An 18,378-nucleotide genomic window follows, 5' to 3' on the forward strand; every position below is an offset into this window, starting at 1 on the left:
CAGACTTTTGCCCCTCAATCTCGCATACTGAGAAACTTTGAAAAGCACAGAATACCTTCATAACATAGGCATTCTGGTTGAGAACAGCCCAATCCAATTCATGTTAATTTCCTGAGCGCGATCGCTTCTAGATATCGCGCGGTTTTGCTTTTCATCCAAACTTAATCCCGGTAACGACTTATGCAATCTGATGCTCTACTTCGTAATGCTTTACTAGGTTCTACAACGGCAATTGCCCCTGCGCCGCTTGAGATTAACTTAAGTCCAGCACTAAACGATATCTCTCGATCGAGTTCGATTGCATTTGTCGATCGTGGAATTCAAGGATATGAAAAGCTCCTCGCAAACGCTGCTTCAGGAACAGAAATCTATGTTCTAGATCCCATCAAAGATGCAGTTTCGCAAATCACCGACATTCTACTAGAGCGCACGAGCATCTCGGCAGTTCACATTCTTTCGCATGGAAGCAGCGGCGGACTGACATTAGGACAGAACTGGCTCGACAGCAACGCTTTGGAACAGTATGCGGATCAGTTCCGAAGTTGGTCAAAGGCACTCACTCAAGACGCAGATATCTTGCTCTACGGATGTGAGGTTGCACAGGGCGAAATTGGACAGGCATTTGTCAATATTTTGAGCGAATTGACGCAGGCAGATGTTGCAGCTTCAACGAATCTGACTGGAAGCGCAGCGCTAGGTGGAGACTGGACTTTAGAATATCAACACGGCAAGATCGAAGCCGGATTAGTGTTTCAATCTGCTGCACTCGCTGACTATCAATCTGTTCTAGGCATTAACTTTACGGGCAGTGCTATCACGAATACTGGCATCAATACGGTAGGTGCGATCGCGCGGATCACAGGCAACGCGATTTTAGACGTGATTGGGGATATCACGATCGATGCAAGCGGGATTACTGGAGATGGAGTAGGCGGGCTTGATAACCTCACGCTAAAAGCAACAGGGAACGTTGAGATTCGCGGTTTAGTAGGAACAGGTGGGCTAAATAATCTCAACATCGAAGCGAGGACTATTACTGTATCGAATAGCGTTCGGATTGAGGCGCTGGCAGACATTGCATTTGCGGCTAAAGATTTGCGGATCAGTCTAGAGAGCTTGTTGCCTGGAGTACTGCCTGTCTCTGCTGACATTAAGTCGTCTGGAATTACACTAGGCAGCAATGTTATTGTACAAGGTCAAAATATTAGCTTCAGTGCAGAAGCGAAAGATATCAATCCAACCGAGGGACTGAATGAATTTATAGACGGTATCATTGTTCAGCCGTTAATCGATTTTTATGCCGGACAGGTTCCGTCCTTGCCGGTTAGTGTGATGGTTCGAGAGTCTAGAGCAAATATTACGATCGGCAATGGCTCTCAAATCCTTGCGACAGAAGATACTAGCATTGTTGCGACTGCGGCAGCAGATGCCAGTGCAGAAGCAAAAGGCGAATTTGTTAGCGTCGGTTGGAGTAATGCGACTGCTTCTGCCACAATCGACATTGGACAATCCGTCGTGATCACAGCTGGAGCAGATGTTACTCTTGCCTCAGATGCCTCGACAACGGCAAGTATGACGACTGAGACGAAGCCTCCTGAACAAGGACAATCTTCAGTTCCTGGCGTTGCTGTATCGCTCGCAATTGCGAACGCAAATTTGACAGCAAAGACAACGATTTCACAAGGAGCAACCATTACCGCAGGGAGAAATGCAAACATTCTTGCAACTGGGAAGGTTGAACGAGAAGCAGGTTCTGAAGCCGAAGCTAGCCAGGGTGGAAAAGCGGGCGTATCGGTTGGACTAGGGTTCACAAAATCAGATGTTCAAGCGATCGTCAATGGAACCGTGACCTCGGGTGCAACGGCTGAAAAGATCTTTAATCCATCTGTTGCGGTGAACAACAATGCGGACACTATTACCGTCGCAAATCATGGCTTCAAGCAGGGGCAAGCTGTTGTCTATAGTAAGGGCAGTGGTTCGGACATTGATGGATTAGAAGATGGCAATACTTATTTTGTGATTGTTGTGAATAACAACACCATTAAGCTTGCCGAGTCTGCTGCTGCTGCTGAAGAAAACACCGCGATCGATGTCTCTAATTCGGGTGTTCAGGGTACCGATCATGTCCTCAAAGATCCAGGCATTCGGATTGTCGCTCAACTGGAAAGTGAAGATAAAGCTTCCGCAACCTCAGGTGTGAGTGACGAAGAAGAAGAAGACACGGCGAATGGGCAAAGCGGCGATGGAGCACAAACCCAAGTGAATCCCGCAAGTCTTATCCAGGGAATGACTGCAAATAATGTCTCTCAAAACGCGGGCGCAGGCGGAAGTGGGTCTAAAACGAACTTTAGTGCAGCAGGTGCATTTGCGTTCTCTAGCGTTCGTAACACTGTAGCTGCGACCGTGGGACTTACAGGCGTACTCAAATCTGAAGCAGACATTGCGGTGCAAGCCACGATCGAGAATAAAAATCAAACGCAAGCAGAGGCGAGTGTCGAACCGAATGAAGGCGCACAAGCTTCAACAGCAAGTGCGGCAGTCATTGTTGGCTTGTATTCTAATAGCGCGATCGCAAAAGTTGAGGGAACAACTGATGCTCGAAAAGCAACGACGATCAGTTCTGAAGTCATTTATCCATTCCTCTCTACGGTTGAAGAGAATTTTGATATCCTCGGAAAGCTTAAAGAAGATGGAATTGATGGTCTAGTTGAACACTTTGATGATGGAACTCTGGGCTTCAAGAGTTCATTGTTCAACTCTTGGGCGAAGAGTACTGCAAAAGCCGAGAAATTGGGAATTGCGGGTTCGGTGAACTTCCAGCAGTTTACGAGTAATGCACAAGCGATCGTCGGCTCCAATGCCAAGATAAATCAAACTGCTGCATTCCAGACGAATGAACAGACGGTTTCGGTTGAAGCCAAAACAGAACTGCATCAAATTAACATTACGGGTGTCTTCGATTTTGAGTTGACGACCGAAAAGCTTCAAGAATTGAAAGATTCCAAAGATCGTCTAGCAGACCTGAATCCGGCTGGCTCACAGTCTGGTAAGGGTGGCATGGGTGGATCATTGTTCCTCTTGTTTAACAATAGCAATACGATCGCGAAAGTTGAATCTGGAGCGCTGATTCGGACGGGAGCAGATGGAGATCTCACGGTCAAGGCAGAGTCTAAAAACATTGATATTAACGTTGCACAATCGGGTGCAAGCGGTGGACAGTTTGGAGTCGGTGGGACTTTTGTTTACACCAATCAGACAAGCAATACGATCGCGCAAGTTGATAGCGGTGTGAAGTTCCGAGGTGGAGCACTCAACATTACAGCCGCAGACGAAACGACGCGCGTGAATGCGGTCGGGGGTGTTGCGAAAGGCGGCAACGTTGGGATTGGTCTATCTGTGTCGCTCAATAACATGGATCGAACCGTTTCTGCCTTTATTGGTCAAGTCGCAACGGCGGCACCCATTACTGGCACAGACATTGATGCAGGCGATATTACGATTGGGGCGAAGGGAACAGGTGGCTTGTGGTCATTCTCCCTAGCAGCTGCGATCGCATCTAAAAATCCCCAAGACCAAGCGTCTCAAGATCCTCCCGAACAACCGACTGATGTTGCTGATTCTCCAGGCAGTTCGGATGATCCCTTAGACGGGGTTACGTTGCCGACACTCTTTGGAGAAATGACTCCACAAGCAGATGCAGCCAATCCAGACAACAGTGCTGCAAATACGTCGAATGACAAGGGCAATCAAGGAAAATCTGGAATTGGAATTTCTGGGGACGTTTCGATCAATACAGCCACCGATCGAGTGTCTGCCTTTATCAATGATGCAGGCGTAATCAACGGTGGAAAAGTTGCTCTAGAAGCAACGAATGATACTGTGATGCGAGTTGCTTCTGGTTCAGCCGCGTTTGCTAAATCTGCTGACGCCAATGCAACATCGGTAGGAATTGCAGGATCTGTTAGCATTAACACGTTAACAGGCACGACAAATGCTTTTATTACGGGCACTGCTTCAGGGGGGCAGAAACTCGCGCTCACAGCGGATCAACTCTCCTTAAAAGCGATTCGCAGCGGAGATCTGTTTGCACTGTCGGCGAGTGGTTCTGGTGCGCCTGGTAAGAATGGCATTGCGATCGCTGGCTCTGTTTCCGTCAACCGCATTACAAATACAACTGAAGCTTATTTAAATGGTGTACAAGCGACCATTGCTGGCAGCGTTTCGTTGGATGCGAAAGATAACTCTCGAATTTTTGCGCTCGGGGGTGCAGTAGCAGGTCTGGTTGGACGGGCTGGATTTGGCGCAGGCGTGGGTGTGAATATTATTAAGAATACGGTTAAAGCGAATAGCAGTAACACCACGCTCGATCTTGGTACAAGTCTAACTTTGTCTGCTCTGAATAGCTCTGAGATTCAAGCAATTGCAGCATCACTTGGGATTTCTCCACAACAAAATGGAATCGGTGCAGCGGGAACCGTTTCTGTAAATAACATTACCCTAACCACAGAAGCTTCTGTTACTAAAACGAACCGAACTATCAACGCGACTTTACCCACAGGCGTGATCTCACTATCTGCGAAAAACACTGCAACGATTGAATCTTTAGCAGGCGCGGTTGGAGGCGGTCAAACTGTCGGCTTTGGCGCAGCCGTTGCCTACAATGGCATCACAAACAACACTCAAGTTTTTGTCAGCGAGTCTACACTAGCGACGACAGCAGGAGCAGAGATCACAGCAGAATCTTCAGGCACAATCAAATCGCTAACGCTAGGCGTTGGAGGTGGAAAAGAACTCGGTCTAGGTGGCTCTGTTGCGATCAATATGATCCGGGGTGGAACTCGTGCTTTCATTGACCAAAACACAGTTCTACTTGCAGGCGGTCAAATTAACCTGGGGGCGAAAGATACGAGTACGATCGAAGGCTTGTCAGGCGGAATTGCAGGCTCTCAAACAGCCGCGATCGGAGCAGCAATCTCAGTTAATGATATTTCAACGACGACGACAAGCTACATTGAGAAATCTACGGTTACGTCACAAAATGCAGGGGTTCGTTCTGTTGCTGAAGCAAGCGCAACGATTAAAACGATTACAGTCGGAGGCGCGGGTGCTCAAAGCGTTGCGATTGGGGGATCTGTTTCTGTTAACTTGATTCGTAAAACAGTAGAGAGCCATATTGCAGATAGTGCGACAGTGACTGCGGCTCAAGATGTGAAAGTCGAAGCGATCGCATCTTCAACTTTAGAGGCGAATGGGGGCGCTTTAGCAGGTGCAGGTAAAGTGAGTGTTGCAGGCTCACTGGCCGTGAATGATCTAGAAAATAGAACGATCGCACGGATTTCAGGCTCTACAGTTACAAGTTCTCAAGGCAATGTGATTGTCAGTGCAGATTCTCGTGACACAGTGCGAACGATTTCTGTCGGAGGCTCTGGTGCAGGTAAGGTTGGTGTTGCGGGTTCTGCCTCCGTCAGCATGATGGGGAATACCACAACAGCAGAGATCGTCGGTGGAACCGTCAGCGCAGATGACAACGTACTCGTACTGGCAAACAGCAAAAATGCGATCGATTTTTATGGAGGGACAATTTCGGTTGGAGGCGTAGCAGGGGTTGGCGGTCTTGCGAATGTTAATACGATCGCAAATACAACCCAAGCTGCAATTCGCCAAGGTGCAAGTGTTACCGCAAAGGGCAACGCGACAAGTTCGATTTCAAAAGCGGATGGTACTGGAACCAGTGAACTCACACGCGGCGTTGCAGTCATCGCGACCAGCGAAGAGCAAGTTGATGTCGTATCCGTCAATCTTGCAGGAGGTGGCAAAGCAGGTGTAGCAGCAACAGCATCTGTCACCGTTTTAGAAAGTCAGACGACAGCATCGATTGATGGTGCGTCCGTTAACGCAAATAACACTGGGGCAAATGCGGGTCAAACCGTCAAGGTTAAGGCATTCAATCATTCTGATGTTGACATTAAAGCAGGTTCGATCGCAGGGAGTGGCGCAGTCGGTGTTGGTGCAACCGTTGATGTAACTGTGATTGGAAATACGACTCGTGCCTTGATTAACAATGCTCCGATTGTGAATGCTCAAGCTGGCATTGATGTCACGTCCTTCACTCGCGAAAAATTTGGGTCTGTTGTTGCAAGTGGTGCAGGTGGATTTTTTGCAGGGGTAGCAGGTTCACTTCTAGTCAGTGATATTCGCAGTCAGAATGAAGCATTCATTGCAGGTTCGACCATTAATACCTTTGGTAATCTGCGAGTGATTGCTGATGATCGGGTCGAAGCAACTGGAGCCTCAGGAGCAGCAGGACTTGCGGGTAAGGGAGTTGGGTTTGGTGCGACGATTTCCGTCATTACGATCGCCAATTCTACAACTGCGAAAATCACAAGCTCTACGACGAATGCAAGTGGACTGACTGAAGTTAAGGCAAATTCGGTAGAAAGCGTGACAACAGGCGGCGCATCTTTAGGGGCAGCACTGTTTGGAGGAGTGGCTGGAACAGTATTGGTTTCCTCGCTCACAACTGATACGATCGCGACGATCGATGGAACGAGCCGAGTCAACCAAGATTTGGCGTACCGCACTGGAACACAAGATGTCCAAGTGAAAGCTGAAAATAATTCAACATTGACCGGGGGTGTTGCAGCGCTGGGGGTAGGAGCAGTAGGGGCTGGAATTTCGGTCATGGTATCGGGGATCTGGAATACAACTTCAGCATCGATTGGAGACGGCGCGACGGTCAGTGCAGGACGCAATATTGTTGTAGATGCCGACTCTAGCAAAACAGTAACAACTGGTGTAATGGCATTTGCAGGAGGGTTGGCTGGTGTCGCGGGTGCTGTCTCTGTCGTCAATATCGGCAGCGGCATGTCTGGCGATGGCACGAGTTCTGTCGCCTCGACTCAATCTGAAACGGATGAACAATTGGATAAGAGCCAAATCGATAGCGGTTTGGGTAATTCCAGCTTTGCGACTCGTGCGAAGACCAAGGCTGATAGCAAGACTGTCGGGATGAGAACGACAGGATTTGGGGCGACTGCTCCAGTGCTGAACGGAACCAGTGCTTTTGTGGGCGTGAATGCGATCCTCAACGCTGGTGCAGATGTCAATGTGACTGCGACTGAGACGATTACGCTAAATCAGGGCATCGGTAACATTACAGTCGGCGCAGTCGGTGTTGGAGGATCGGTTGCGATCGCAAATATCAACGGCAATACTCAAGCATTCTTGGCAGAAGGCTCGATCGTCAATGCAGGTAACAATATCAATGTGACTGCGAACTTTACGAATACCCTAAATAGCATTGCAGGTGCAGGGCAGGGTGGACTGGTGGGCTTAGGTGCTCAAGTTGTAATTGTCAACGATGATAGTCGTCAACTTGCAGCAATTCGCAACGGAGCCAGAATTAATCAAGCCAATAATGTCTTGGTCACTGCTCTTGCGAATCGAACAAATACAAGCACAATGGTTAACCTGCAAGTTGGAGGCTATGTTGCTGGAGCCGCGATCGCTCGATTAACAGGAAAGGGTTCAACTCAAGCTCTCGTTGACAATGATGCTCAAATTGGTCAGGTTGCTGGCAGCACTGTCGGCAGTCTGTCTGTCTCAGCCGATGCGAATCTCACTGCAACTGCAACCACTCGATCGCTCTCAGTTGGAATTGGTTCTGGGAGTGCGAACGTTGCGATCGCTGACTTTTCTCCGACCATTTCTGCAAGCATTGGTGCAGGAGCAGACATTAAGACCTTACGCAATATTGATGTTGTGAGCAGTGGTACTGCAAATCTCGCAACCGATGTTGCTGGAGCAAATGCCGGAGTTGTTGCAGTCGGACTATCGAATGCAAGATCTCAAGTGAATGCGACCTTAGCAACAAGCGTTGGAAGTGGGGCTAGGCTTGATGCCGGAACAAATATTCTCCTTGCAAGCCGATTTAACCGAGATGCAAGTGGTCAACTCATCTCTGGAAAGCAAGTAAAAGCTTCTGCTTCTGCTTCTGCAGGTGCATTAGGTGTCGTAGTTGGCGCGAAGGCTGAAGCTAAGATGTCAACGAATATTGCTGCTTCTGTCGATAACGACGCTAGATTAGACGCTGTTAATCATGTATTGATTCAGTCTCAGTCGAGTAATGTCGTCGATGCTTATGCAAGTGGTAAGCAGCTTGGGGTTGCAGCAGGTGGAGCAGTGATTACTGAGGCGGAAATCACGAACACAAATCGGGCTTCAATCGGCGACCGTGTAAAAATTACTGCAGGTCAGGATGTCACAATTTCCGCACAGTCTGATAATCATGTTGTGCGATCGGAAGCAGAAGGTGCATCTCTAGGTGTTGCGACTGGTGCAAGTACTTCTGCTAATGCAACTGTTACAGATAATACCACTGCATCGATTGGGAGCAGTAGCGAAATCATTGCGGGAGAAACAATCAAAGTCGAATCTTTGATGAGTAATCAAGTTCAAAGCAAGGGCACGTTTGAGACGGGTGCTGCTGTTTCTGCGAATCTCACACAAGCTCGAAGCAGGCTAACTTCCCGCACACTGACTGAAATTGGTACAAATGCGTTGTTGAGAGGCAAGACCGTTCAACTTCATGCAAAAGGAACAAAACTCAATGTTGATGCAGATGCTACTTCACAAACGGCTGCGTTGAATTCTACGACAAATGCACAATCCTTTGTCGATGTTGATACGAATACAAAGGTTGTCAACAAAACAAGCGCAACGTTAGACGGGGAGAATCGTGTAGAAATTCTGTCTCGCTTAGATGGAGTTGAACTCAATACTAGTAAATCGAAGTCAAAAATTGCGGGTTTTACTGGATCGATCAAGGCGAATTCGCACAATGACTTTAAACTGACGGCAGATATTGATGTTCAATCTCAGTCTGTCATCATTGGAACTGATGTCCTGATTGAAGCGTATTCTCCCCAAGACAAAGCAAGTATCTATGCTCAAGAGCTAGATGCAGTAGCCAATACTGTCGTCAAATTCATTACAGAGACGATTAGAACTGTTTCTAAAGTCTTTAGCTGGATTCCTTTCTTTGGCAGACTTGTCAAAGAAGTTGTGAGGTGGGTCACAAGAACGATCGAAGAAATTACAAACAGTACTGTCGATGCGACTCGTAGTGGAAACTTCAGTAGTACCAACTTCATCAACCTCAATGGAGATATTTACCAGGGAACTCCTGCCAAGGCTGAACTAACTGTGAATGCTGATTTGAGTATGCTAGCAAAAGGCGGCATCGTAGGTCGAGTAGTTAATGACGAAGTCGTTGTTGATGACTTAGTAGCAAGACCGCCCGGCAAGATCATAATCAATTCTGATTCTGGTAAACTGGCGGGCAATTTCACTGTCCACAAGAACAGTGTTATAGAGTCAGTAAACATTGTTAATAATTCAACTAAAAATGTTCGGATCAATCGAATTCGCATGATTAATCCAGCAATGGCAGAGCCAGATTTGAAGATTTCGGCTGAAGACAATACTGCTACAATTCGCACAGTCACTGATATCAATGGCGTTCCAAATATTGATATTCGCAACAATACAAACTCGAATGTCATTTTTGCAGGTCAGATTGAAAATTCAGTTGGTTCAATGACTGTGTTCAACCAGGGCGGCAATATTATTGCCGGAAATCCGATTCAGCTAGAAGTGGCAAGCCTTAATCTGAATGCGGTGCAAGGACAAATTGGGACACTGAGTAATCGACTTGACTTGCGATTGTTTGATACTCAGACTGAGACGATTGAGTCGATCAATGGTGCGCTTTCCGTCAATGCGGGGCAAGGTGTCTACCTCAACACGAAGCTAATTCGCGAAGTTGCATCTACAACTGCTTTGACAGCTTTGGATGGATTGGATTTCAATACTGTAACTGCAGGTAATGATATCGATATCACCATTCAAACGGCTGAAACGAACCAGTTGATTACAACGACAGAGATAATCACAACGGAAACGACAAATGAAGTGATTCCGATAGAGACAACGATATTAGAGCGTAAAGTAGTTGCAGGTGTTTACAACCTGAAAGATATCGCTTCAACTCAAGGAAATGTCAAGATTACTTCAGTCCAAGGCGACTTGAGTATTGGAAAAATTCGTGCTGCCACTGGAACAGTTAATCTGGTTACATCTGGTTCTATTACTGACGCGAATGCAGTAGGTGCAGACATTACTGCTCAAAATGCAATTCTTCAAGCAACTTCTGGAATTGGTTCTGCCAGCAATGCGATCGATACAGCCGTTTCTCGACTCGAAGCGAATGGTTCAGGGGGAATGTGGATTAACAACACTGGGAATTTATCGATCGGCGGAATTAGCCCGATGATTGGTTTAACCATCACCGGTGATCTGTCTCTAACTAATGCAGGATCGGTAACGGTCAGTGAGAATGTGACGGCTTCTGGGAATGTTCAAGTCACGACAACAGATACACAAAATCAAGGCGAAGACATTGAAGTTGTCGCCAATACGAAAGTCGAAAGTACAGGTGCTAGTATTTCTCTACTTGCAGGCGACAACTTCACATTGAATCCAACGGGTACGATCGCGGCTGCAACTCAAATTCTAATTAAAGGCGACCAGGGCAACGCTGATAGTGTGGGAAGCACGATCGACATTCGCGGAACCCTCCAAGCTCCAGTTGTCGAAATTACTGGAGATAGCAACAACGATCGCGTCAATCTCACCAATGTTTCGACGGGTTCACCTGTAACCATTAGAACCTTAGATGGTGATGATACGATCAATATCGGCAGTAATTCCACGCCTACATCAAATACGAATGGCACTCTAAATCGGATCAGTGCGAATTTGGCGATCGACGGAGGAACCGGAAACGATCAGTTCAAAGCAGACGACTCAGGTGATACAACCGCAAACACTGGAACTCTCACGAATACTCAATTGCTCGGATTGGGTATGACAGGCACGATCAACTACGCAGGAGTCGAAGCGATCGAGGTCGCACTCGGTTCTGGGGCTGATACGTTTACTGTTGCTAGCACGATCGCAGGAACAACTACGGTCAATGCGAATGCAGGCGCGGATACTGTCAATGTTCAATCGATCTCAGGCGCGACTACAGTCAATGCAGGTGCAGACAACGACACAATTAATGTCGGAAACGCGAGCAATACTGTTAACGATATTGGCGCGACTCTAACGGTTCAAGGGGATGCGGGTACTGATACTCTCAACGTGATTGACTCGGGTGATACTACTGCAAACACAGGCAATTTAACCAGCACTCGCGTCTCGGGCTTAGGAATGGCAGGTGCAATCGACTACGACACTGTTGAAGCTTTAGACATTACTCTCGGTTCAGGTGGAGACACCTTTACGGTTCAGAGTACACACACAGGTTCTACGACTCTAAATAGTGCTGCGGGTGCTGATACGATCGCAGTTCAATCCAATACAGGCGCAACGACCGTTAATGCAGGCGCAAACGATGATAACGTAACAGTTTCGGTGATCACTCCAGGTGGAACATTAGTTGTAAATGGTGAAGCAGGCAATGATGTGGTCAATGCAACTGCATCCACACGCGGTATTGTTCTCAATGGTGGAGATGGCGACGATACGCTACAAGGCGGATCAGGCAACGATTTGATCGGCGGCGGATCAGGGAACGATCGTATTGATGGCAATGCCGGAAATGATGAAATCTATGGCGATTCGACTTTCCCGGTTCAAGCAACAGATGCGGCTTATAACAGCTTTACCTTTGATGCGAATGTGATGACGGCTCCTGCTGGATCGCGTCCAAGTGCTACACAGCAAACTTCTCAAGGGAATGACACAATTTCCGGTGGAATTGGAAGCGATACCGTTTATGGGGAAGGTGGCGATGACAACATCGTTGGAGGTAGTTTTACTGCGAATGTCGCAGATGGAACGGACTATCTGTTTGGTGGAGCCGGAAATGATGTGATTGCTGGCGATAATGCCACGATTGATGTCAATCGCTCGATCGCGGTTTTCAATGACAATAACGGCGCGGCGGATTACATCTTTGGGGATACTGGAACGCTCACATTTGCTCCGACAGGAGAAGTGACTCGCGCCGCGAATGCTTCGGTTGCAGGAGATGGCAACGATACGATCTCCGGTGGAATTGGTAATGATGCTCTCTTTGGTGGAGCCGGCAATGATGTGATTTCTGGAAACTTGGGAGACGATCGCTTAATCGGTGATCAAGGTGTGATTGACTTTGTGAATAGTGCAGTCACCAAGATTGAAACGACAGAAGCAAATGTTGGCGGAACCGACACGCTAAATGGTGATGAAGGCAACGACATTGCGATCGGGGGATTTGGAAATGACACGATTTCTGGAAATGCTGGAGATGATTTCTTAATTGGAGACAACGGACGCGCGCAATTTTCGGCAGGCATCTTAACGAGAATTGAATCGATTGATCCAGGACTCGGAGGAAATGATGCGATCGCTGGAAATGAAGGCAACGACATCGCGATCGGCGGATTTGGAGACGATACGATTTTTGGAGAAGTCGGGCGGGATGTCTTACTCGGTGACAATGGCGTTGTAGTTCGAGCCGATGGCACGATTGAAGCCAATGATATTTACTCGACTGATCCCACTTTCGGTGGTAAGGACACCATCACTGGAGGATTGGACAATGATGTGATCATCGGGGGGTCGGGTGGCAATGATGCACTGGGGCTAGGCGGTGACATCCTGGCAGGAAACGAAGGCGATGACTGGATCATCGGCGACAATGCTTATATCACTCGCGATAGTAACGATCAAGTCGAGCAAGTCGTAACCTCTTTCTCATCGAATGGCGGCGACGACAATATTACCGGAAATGATGGCAATGACTTGATTTTGGGTGGGTTCGCGAATGACACTATTCAGGGCAATGTGGGTAGCGACATCATTCTCGGAGATAACGGCAAGATGACGCTGCTGAACGGAGTTGTAGCCCGGATTGAGACAACGGAAGCACTCAACGGTGGCAATGACACGATTCAAGGGAATGACGGTGCAGACATTATTCTGGGGGGTTCTGGAGACGATACGATCGTGGGAGGAGCAGACAATGACACTATCCTTGGAGACAATGGTGTAGTTGTTCGTGCCGATGGTTCAGCCCAAGCAAATGATGTCTTCTCAACCGATGAATTAAGTGGCGGAAAAGATAGTATCTCTGGCGGTCTAGGAGATGATTTGATTCTGGGCGGATTTGAGAGCGATCAAATTACGGGCAATGAAGGGAATGACATCGTGTATGGCGATCATGCTTACATCACTCGCAATGCATCGGATGTTGTAGAAGAAATCACAGCACGCTTCGCAGTTCAAGGCGGAGATGATGTGATTGAAGGCAATGCAGGCGATGACATTCTCATCGGTGGAGCCGCGAACGATACCCTCAAAGGCGGTACTGGAATTGATTTCATCGCTGGAGACAATGCGAAAGTGACGATGCCGAATGGAGTTGTAGCTCGCATTGAAACCACTGATCCAACCCTCGGTGGCAATGAGGCGATCGATGGCGATGACCAAGGCGACTTTATTCTCGGTGGCGCTGGCGATGACACGATTACTGGAGGCGCTGATCTTGCAGATGATGTGATTCTGGGGGATCACGGGGTCATTGTTCGAGCCGATGGAACTGCTCAAGCAAATGATATCTACTCAACTGATCCAGCAAATGGTGGAAAAGACATCATCACAGGTGGATTGGGCAACGATATCATCTTGGGAGGTGCAGACAACGATCGCATGACCGGCAATGAAGGCAACGATGTGATCTTGGGCGATCATGGTTACATCACTCGCAATGCTGCTGATGTCATTGAGAAGATTGAATCTGCTTTTGCAAACCAAGGTGGAGATGACACGATCGCTGGAAATACAGGCGACGATCTCTTATTCGGTGGAGCCGCAAACGACACGATCACAGGGAATGAAGGCAATGATGTCATCTTCGGCGATAATGGCAGCCTAGATTACACCCTAGATAGTAACCTCACAACCTTAGATTTGATCACCACAACCTCGCCAGCAATTGGTGGAAACGATAATATTCAAGGCAATGAGGGTGACGATCGCATTCTTGGTGGAAATGGTGCGGATGCCATTCAAGGTAATGCAGGACAAGACATCATTCTCGGTGACAATGGACTCCTTAACTATGGAGTCGATAGCGACTTTACAACCCTCGATCTGATTACGACCACTGATCCAACCTTGGGTGGCAACGATCAAATCGCAGGGAATGACGGCAATGATATTGCGATCGCTGGAGCCGCAAACGATACTGTCACCGGAGATGCGGGAGACGACATTCTAATTGGAGATCAGGCTGAAATTACGTTAACAGGCGGACGGGTAAAACTCGTAGATAGCATCGACCCAGGCATTGGGGGAGATGATGTCGTCTCCGGGGGCGATGGGACTGATCTGATTCTGGGTGGATTTGCCGATGATATTCTCTACGGCGATGCTGGCAATGACAGAATCTTGGGTGATAACGGTCGATTCGATTTTGCTTTTGCAGGGGATGCGGTCGTTGGAGCCGATTCTGACCTATCAACTTTAGATATCATCACAACTACTGATCCAACTTTGGGCGGTGACGATAGTATCTTTGGCGGTGCAGGCGAAGATCAAGTAATCGGTGGCTCAGGTTCTGACTTTGTTGCAGGCGATAACGGAGCTGATCCAAACGTTGTCTTGACCCGAGAGTGGACAGTTGTTGATGAAGGTGACTTTAACGGAGATGGTCGAACCGATCTCGTTTGGCGCAATCAAGTTCGGGGGGATGTTGCCGTTTGGTTGATGAATGGCAAAGAAATACTCGATTTCGCAGTGGTCTTACCCGGTGTGCCTTTGAGTTGGACGATCGAAGGAATTGACGACTTCAACAAAGACGGCAAGGATGATTTTATCTGGCGCAATCGTGCTAATGGCGATGTTGCCCTTTGGTTAATGAACGGCAGAAAGATTGACACTGCTGCGATTGTGCTTCCAGGTGTGCCACTGAGTTGGGAAATTGAAGGGATCTCTGACCTGAATAACGACAATCAAGCGGATCTGATTTGGCGCGATCGCAGTAATGGCGATGTTGCGGTTTGGCTAATGAATGGTTCGCAAATTGCGGGAGCCGCAGTCGTCGTTCCAGGCGTACCGTTGACCTGGACCATTGAAGGCGTTGATGATCTCAATGGCGATGGTAATGCGGATCTCATTTGGCGCGATCGCAGTAATGGTGATGTTGCCGTTTGGTTAATGAATGGTCTGCAAATTGCTGGATCTGCAATTGTTCTCCCCGGTGTGCCGTTGAACTGGAACATTCAGGGAATTGGCGATTTTAACAACGATGGCAAAGCCGATCTGCTCTGGCGAGGGCAAACGAACGGTGAGATTGCTGTTTGGTTGATGAATGGGTTGCAAATTGCTGGATCTGGAATTGTTCTAGCTGGAATTCCGAGCAATTGGACGATTGAAGGAATTGGCGACTTTAACAATGATGGCAAGAGCGATATCGCCTGGCGCGATCGCGGTAATGGCGATGCTGCGGTTTGGTTGATCAATGGCACTCAACTAGCAGGAGCCGCCGTGATCATTTCGGGTGTGCCCTTTAACTGGGAAGTCAAAGCGATTAGTGACTTGAACAACGATGGTAAGGCTGAGTTTGTCTGGCGGGATGCTGCGACCGGAGATGCTGCGGTGTGGATGATCAATGCCGTGCAGATTGATGATACAGCGCTCTACCGTCAAGGAGATTCAAAACCTGTGTCCACTGGTGCATCAGATGATTTGGTCATGGGTGATCATGCCATCGTCTATCAGGCATTGCAGCGCGATCGCAATTTCGTCTCGATCGACACACAAGCAACCGATGGCGGTGGAGACGACGTGCTGTATGGCAATCAAGGCGATGATATTCTGCTCGGTCAGCAAGGCAACGACATCATGTACGGTGGTGCAGGTGAAGATGACATGACTGGCGGTCACAATGTGCTAGGTGGTGCCGATGGCAGTGATTCGATGGATGGAGAAGCAGACTCAGATGTGATGCTCGGTGATAACGGCACGATTACTCGGCGTTGGGTGAACAATGCGTGGCAGCGATTTGTGGCACCGTTTGCGACGGTTATTCGAGATATTGTGCGCTTTGATGATGTCGATCGCATCGCTGGCAATGACACGATGATCGGAGGAACGGGTGATGACATCATTCAAGGTCAGCGCGGCGACGATTTCATTGATGGTGGTGCTGGAGATGATGAACTCTATGGACAACTGGGCAATGACGTCATTCAAGGTGGAGACGGACAAGACACGATTTTAGGAGATGTCGGTATCATTACTCGCGATGTCAATCCAGATGGTTCAGCTCGTCGGAATCTCAATGGTTCGTGGCATCGAGATGTGATTCTAACTGATGTTGGTCGTGTGACTGGAACCGTCAGCGGAACACCGACTGCGGCACAATTCCAAAATCCAGATCTCTTGTTACTGACCGAATCGGCTGGATATGAGGTCGAACTCCTAGCAGATGGGAATGACGCAATTGATGGGGGATCTGGAGATGATGCAATCTTCGGTCAGCGCGGTAACGACGTGATTCAAGGTGGAACAGGCAATGATTACATTGAAGGCAATGCAGGCAATGATTTCATTGATGATCTTGCAGGCGATGACTTCATTGTTGGAGATGACACCTCGAATCTGCCACCGTTTAACACGGAACTCCCGATCGTCACGCGTGCGATTCACCTGATTGAGCAGAATGCAAACCTAGCTCTCGATTTCTTCGGGACGATCGTTACGCCAAACTTGACCTTAACGCCTGACCCAATTTCGGGCTTGCTGCCAGCCTTGACGCTCTCACCAACTTTAACGCGCGATCATTCTCCGACTCCGATCACGGGTGCGCTTCGTACAACCTCGGGTGTAACGTTCCAAACGCTAGCTGCTGTCATTCCTGATGTGATCAATCATCTTGATTTACTAGCAGGAAATGACCAAATTTCGGCGGGTGCTGGCTTAGACACGGTTGTGGGAGATAACTATACGAATACTATTCCGCTGAGAACAGGAGTAGCTGGAATTGATCAATCGTTGGATCTAATGATGCGATCGCTGTATCAGTTGAACTATGACCTTCACGGCTTAGAACTTGCGCTGACTGGAACGAGTGGCGCGACTGCACGAGAAATTACACTCGGTGGAGATGTGATTGATGCAGGGGGAGATCGCGATTTAGTCATGGGTGACAATGCCTTCTTGATCGGGGGCTTAACGATTAAATCACCGAGTAATGCTGCGGCGATTAGCACAATGGTCGGAAATCTTCAGCAATTAATTGCGAACTTCAATCGCACCGTTGATACGGTATTAGATCCGCTCACCACTCGACCCATGAATCAGCCGTTTACTTTAGCGATCGGCAATGATCAAATCACTGGAAATAGTGGCGATGACAAGCTTCTCGCTGATGACACTTTTGTTCTTGCTCCTAACTTCAGCAATCCCAACTATGTGAAAGGCAGCTTCTGGAACTATGCACTTATCGGCGGTGATCAGCCTGCTCGTTCTACGCTGCGCGAGTTTAACCTGAAGCTCGGCAACGATTTGGTGAATGGTGGTTCTGGAAATGACTTAATGATTGCAGGCTATAGCAATGTGATTCTGCCGCTCGCAAATCAAGCGCCTGTCACTCAAAGCGATCGCCTACAATTCCAACGCGATCTCGAACTGTTTGCTGAAGATGTCAGAACCTTCATTCGCGACCTGCACAATACCAATCACGGCATTGAGTATGTCAATAACAATCAGTCTCATACCCTGATTGCTCAAAACGATGTGATGAATGGTGAAGCAGGCGACGACGTGATGTTAGGAGATAATGCAACGCTGCTGCTCCCGATCGTCGATCGACAAATCAATCTCAGCTTTGAAATCGTCAGAGGCTATCTCGATTCCAGCGACGAATCTTACAACTTCAGTCAAGGTCTACCTCATCAGTACGATTTGATCTACCGCAATTCAAATCTAGGAGCAACGCGATTTGCTGAAGATACGATGACAGGCGGCGATGGAAATGACATCCTGTTTGGACTTCGAGGCGTTGATACGATGCAAGGAGATGCTGGAGATGATTACTTGTTTGGAGGTGCAGAGACGGATGTGCTGAATGACACATTAGGAACAAATGTGATCCGAGCAACAAATCCCAGTGCAGGGGACAGCACAATCATCAATCCTCGCATCAACGCCTATCTTGTGAACTTCCTCAGTCCTGCTCTCCAGCGCTATATCTCAGAGCTAGATCAAGAGAAAAATAAACTCACTCTCGAAGGACGGTTCCAGCTTTCCTTCCCGGATTAATTT

At 48.1% G+C, this 18,378-nt stretch carries 1 protein-coding gene; it reads left to right on the top strand.

Annotated features, from left to right (window positions below; genetic code table 11):
• Positions 1 to 180: 180 nt before the first annotated feature.
• Positions 181 to 18,375, top strand: coding sequence for a DUF4347 domain-containing protein (locus tag LEPBO_RS0130110; protein ID WP_017291323.1), 18,195 nt, complete (start codon positions 181 to 183; stop codon positions 18,373 to 18,375).
• Positions 18,376 to 18,378: the final 3 nt, after the last annotated feature.

The sequence above is a fragment of the Leptolyngbya boryana PCC 6306 genome (genome assembly GCF_000353285.1).
GTDB classification, from domain to species: Bacteria; Cyanobacteriota; Cyanobacteriia; order Leptolyngbyales; family Leptolyngbyaceae; genus Leptolyngbya; species Leptolyngbya boryana.

Coding starts and splice junctions, on each gene's coding strand:
- LEPBO_RS0130110 (WP_017291323.1), top strand. CDS start 181: ATGCAATCTGATGCTCTACTTCGTAATGCTTTACTAGGTTCTACAACG.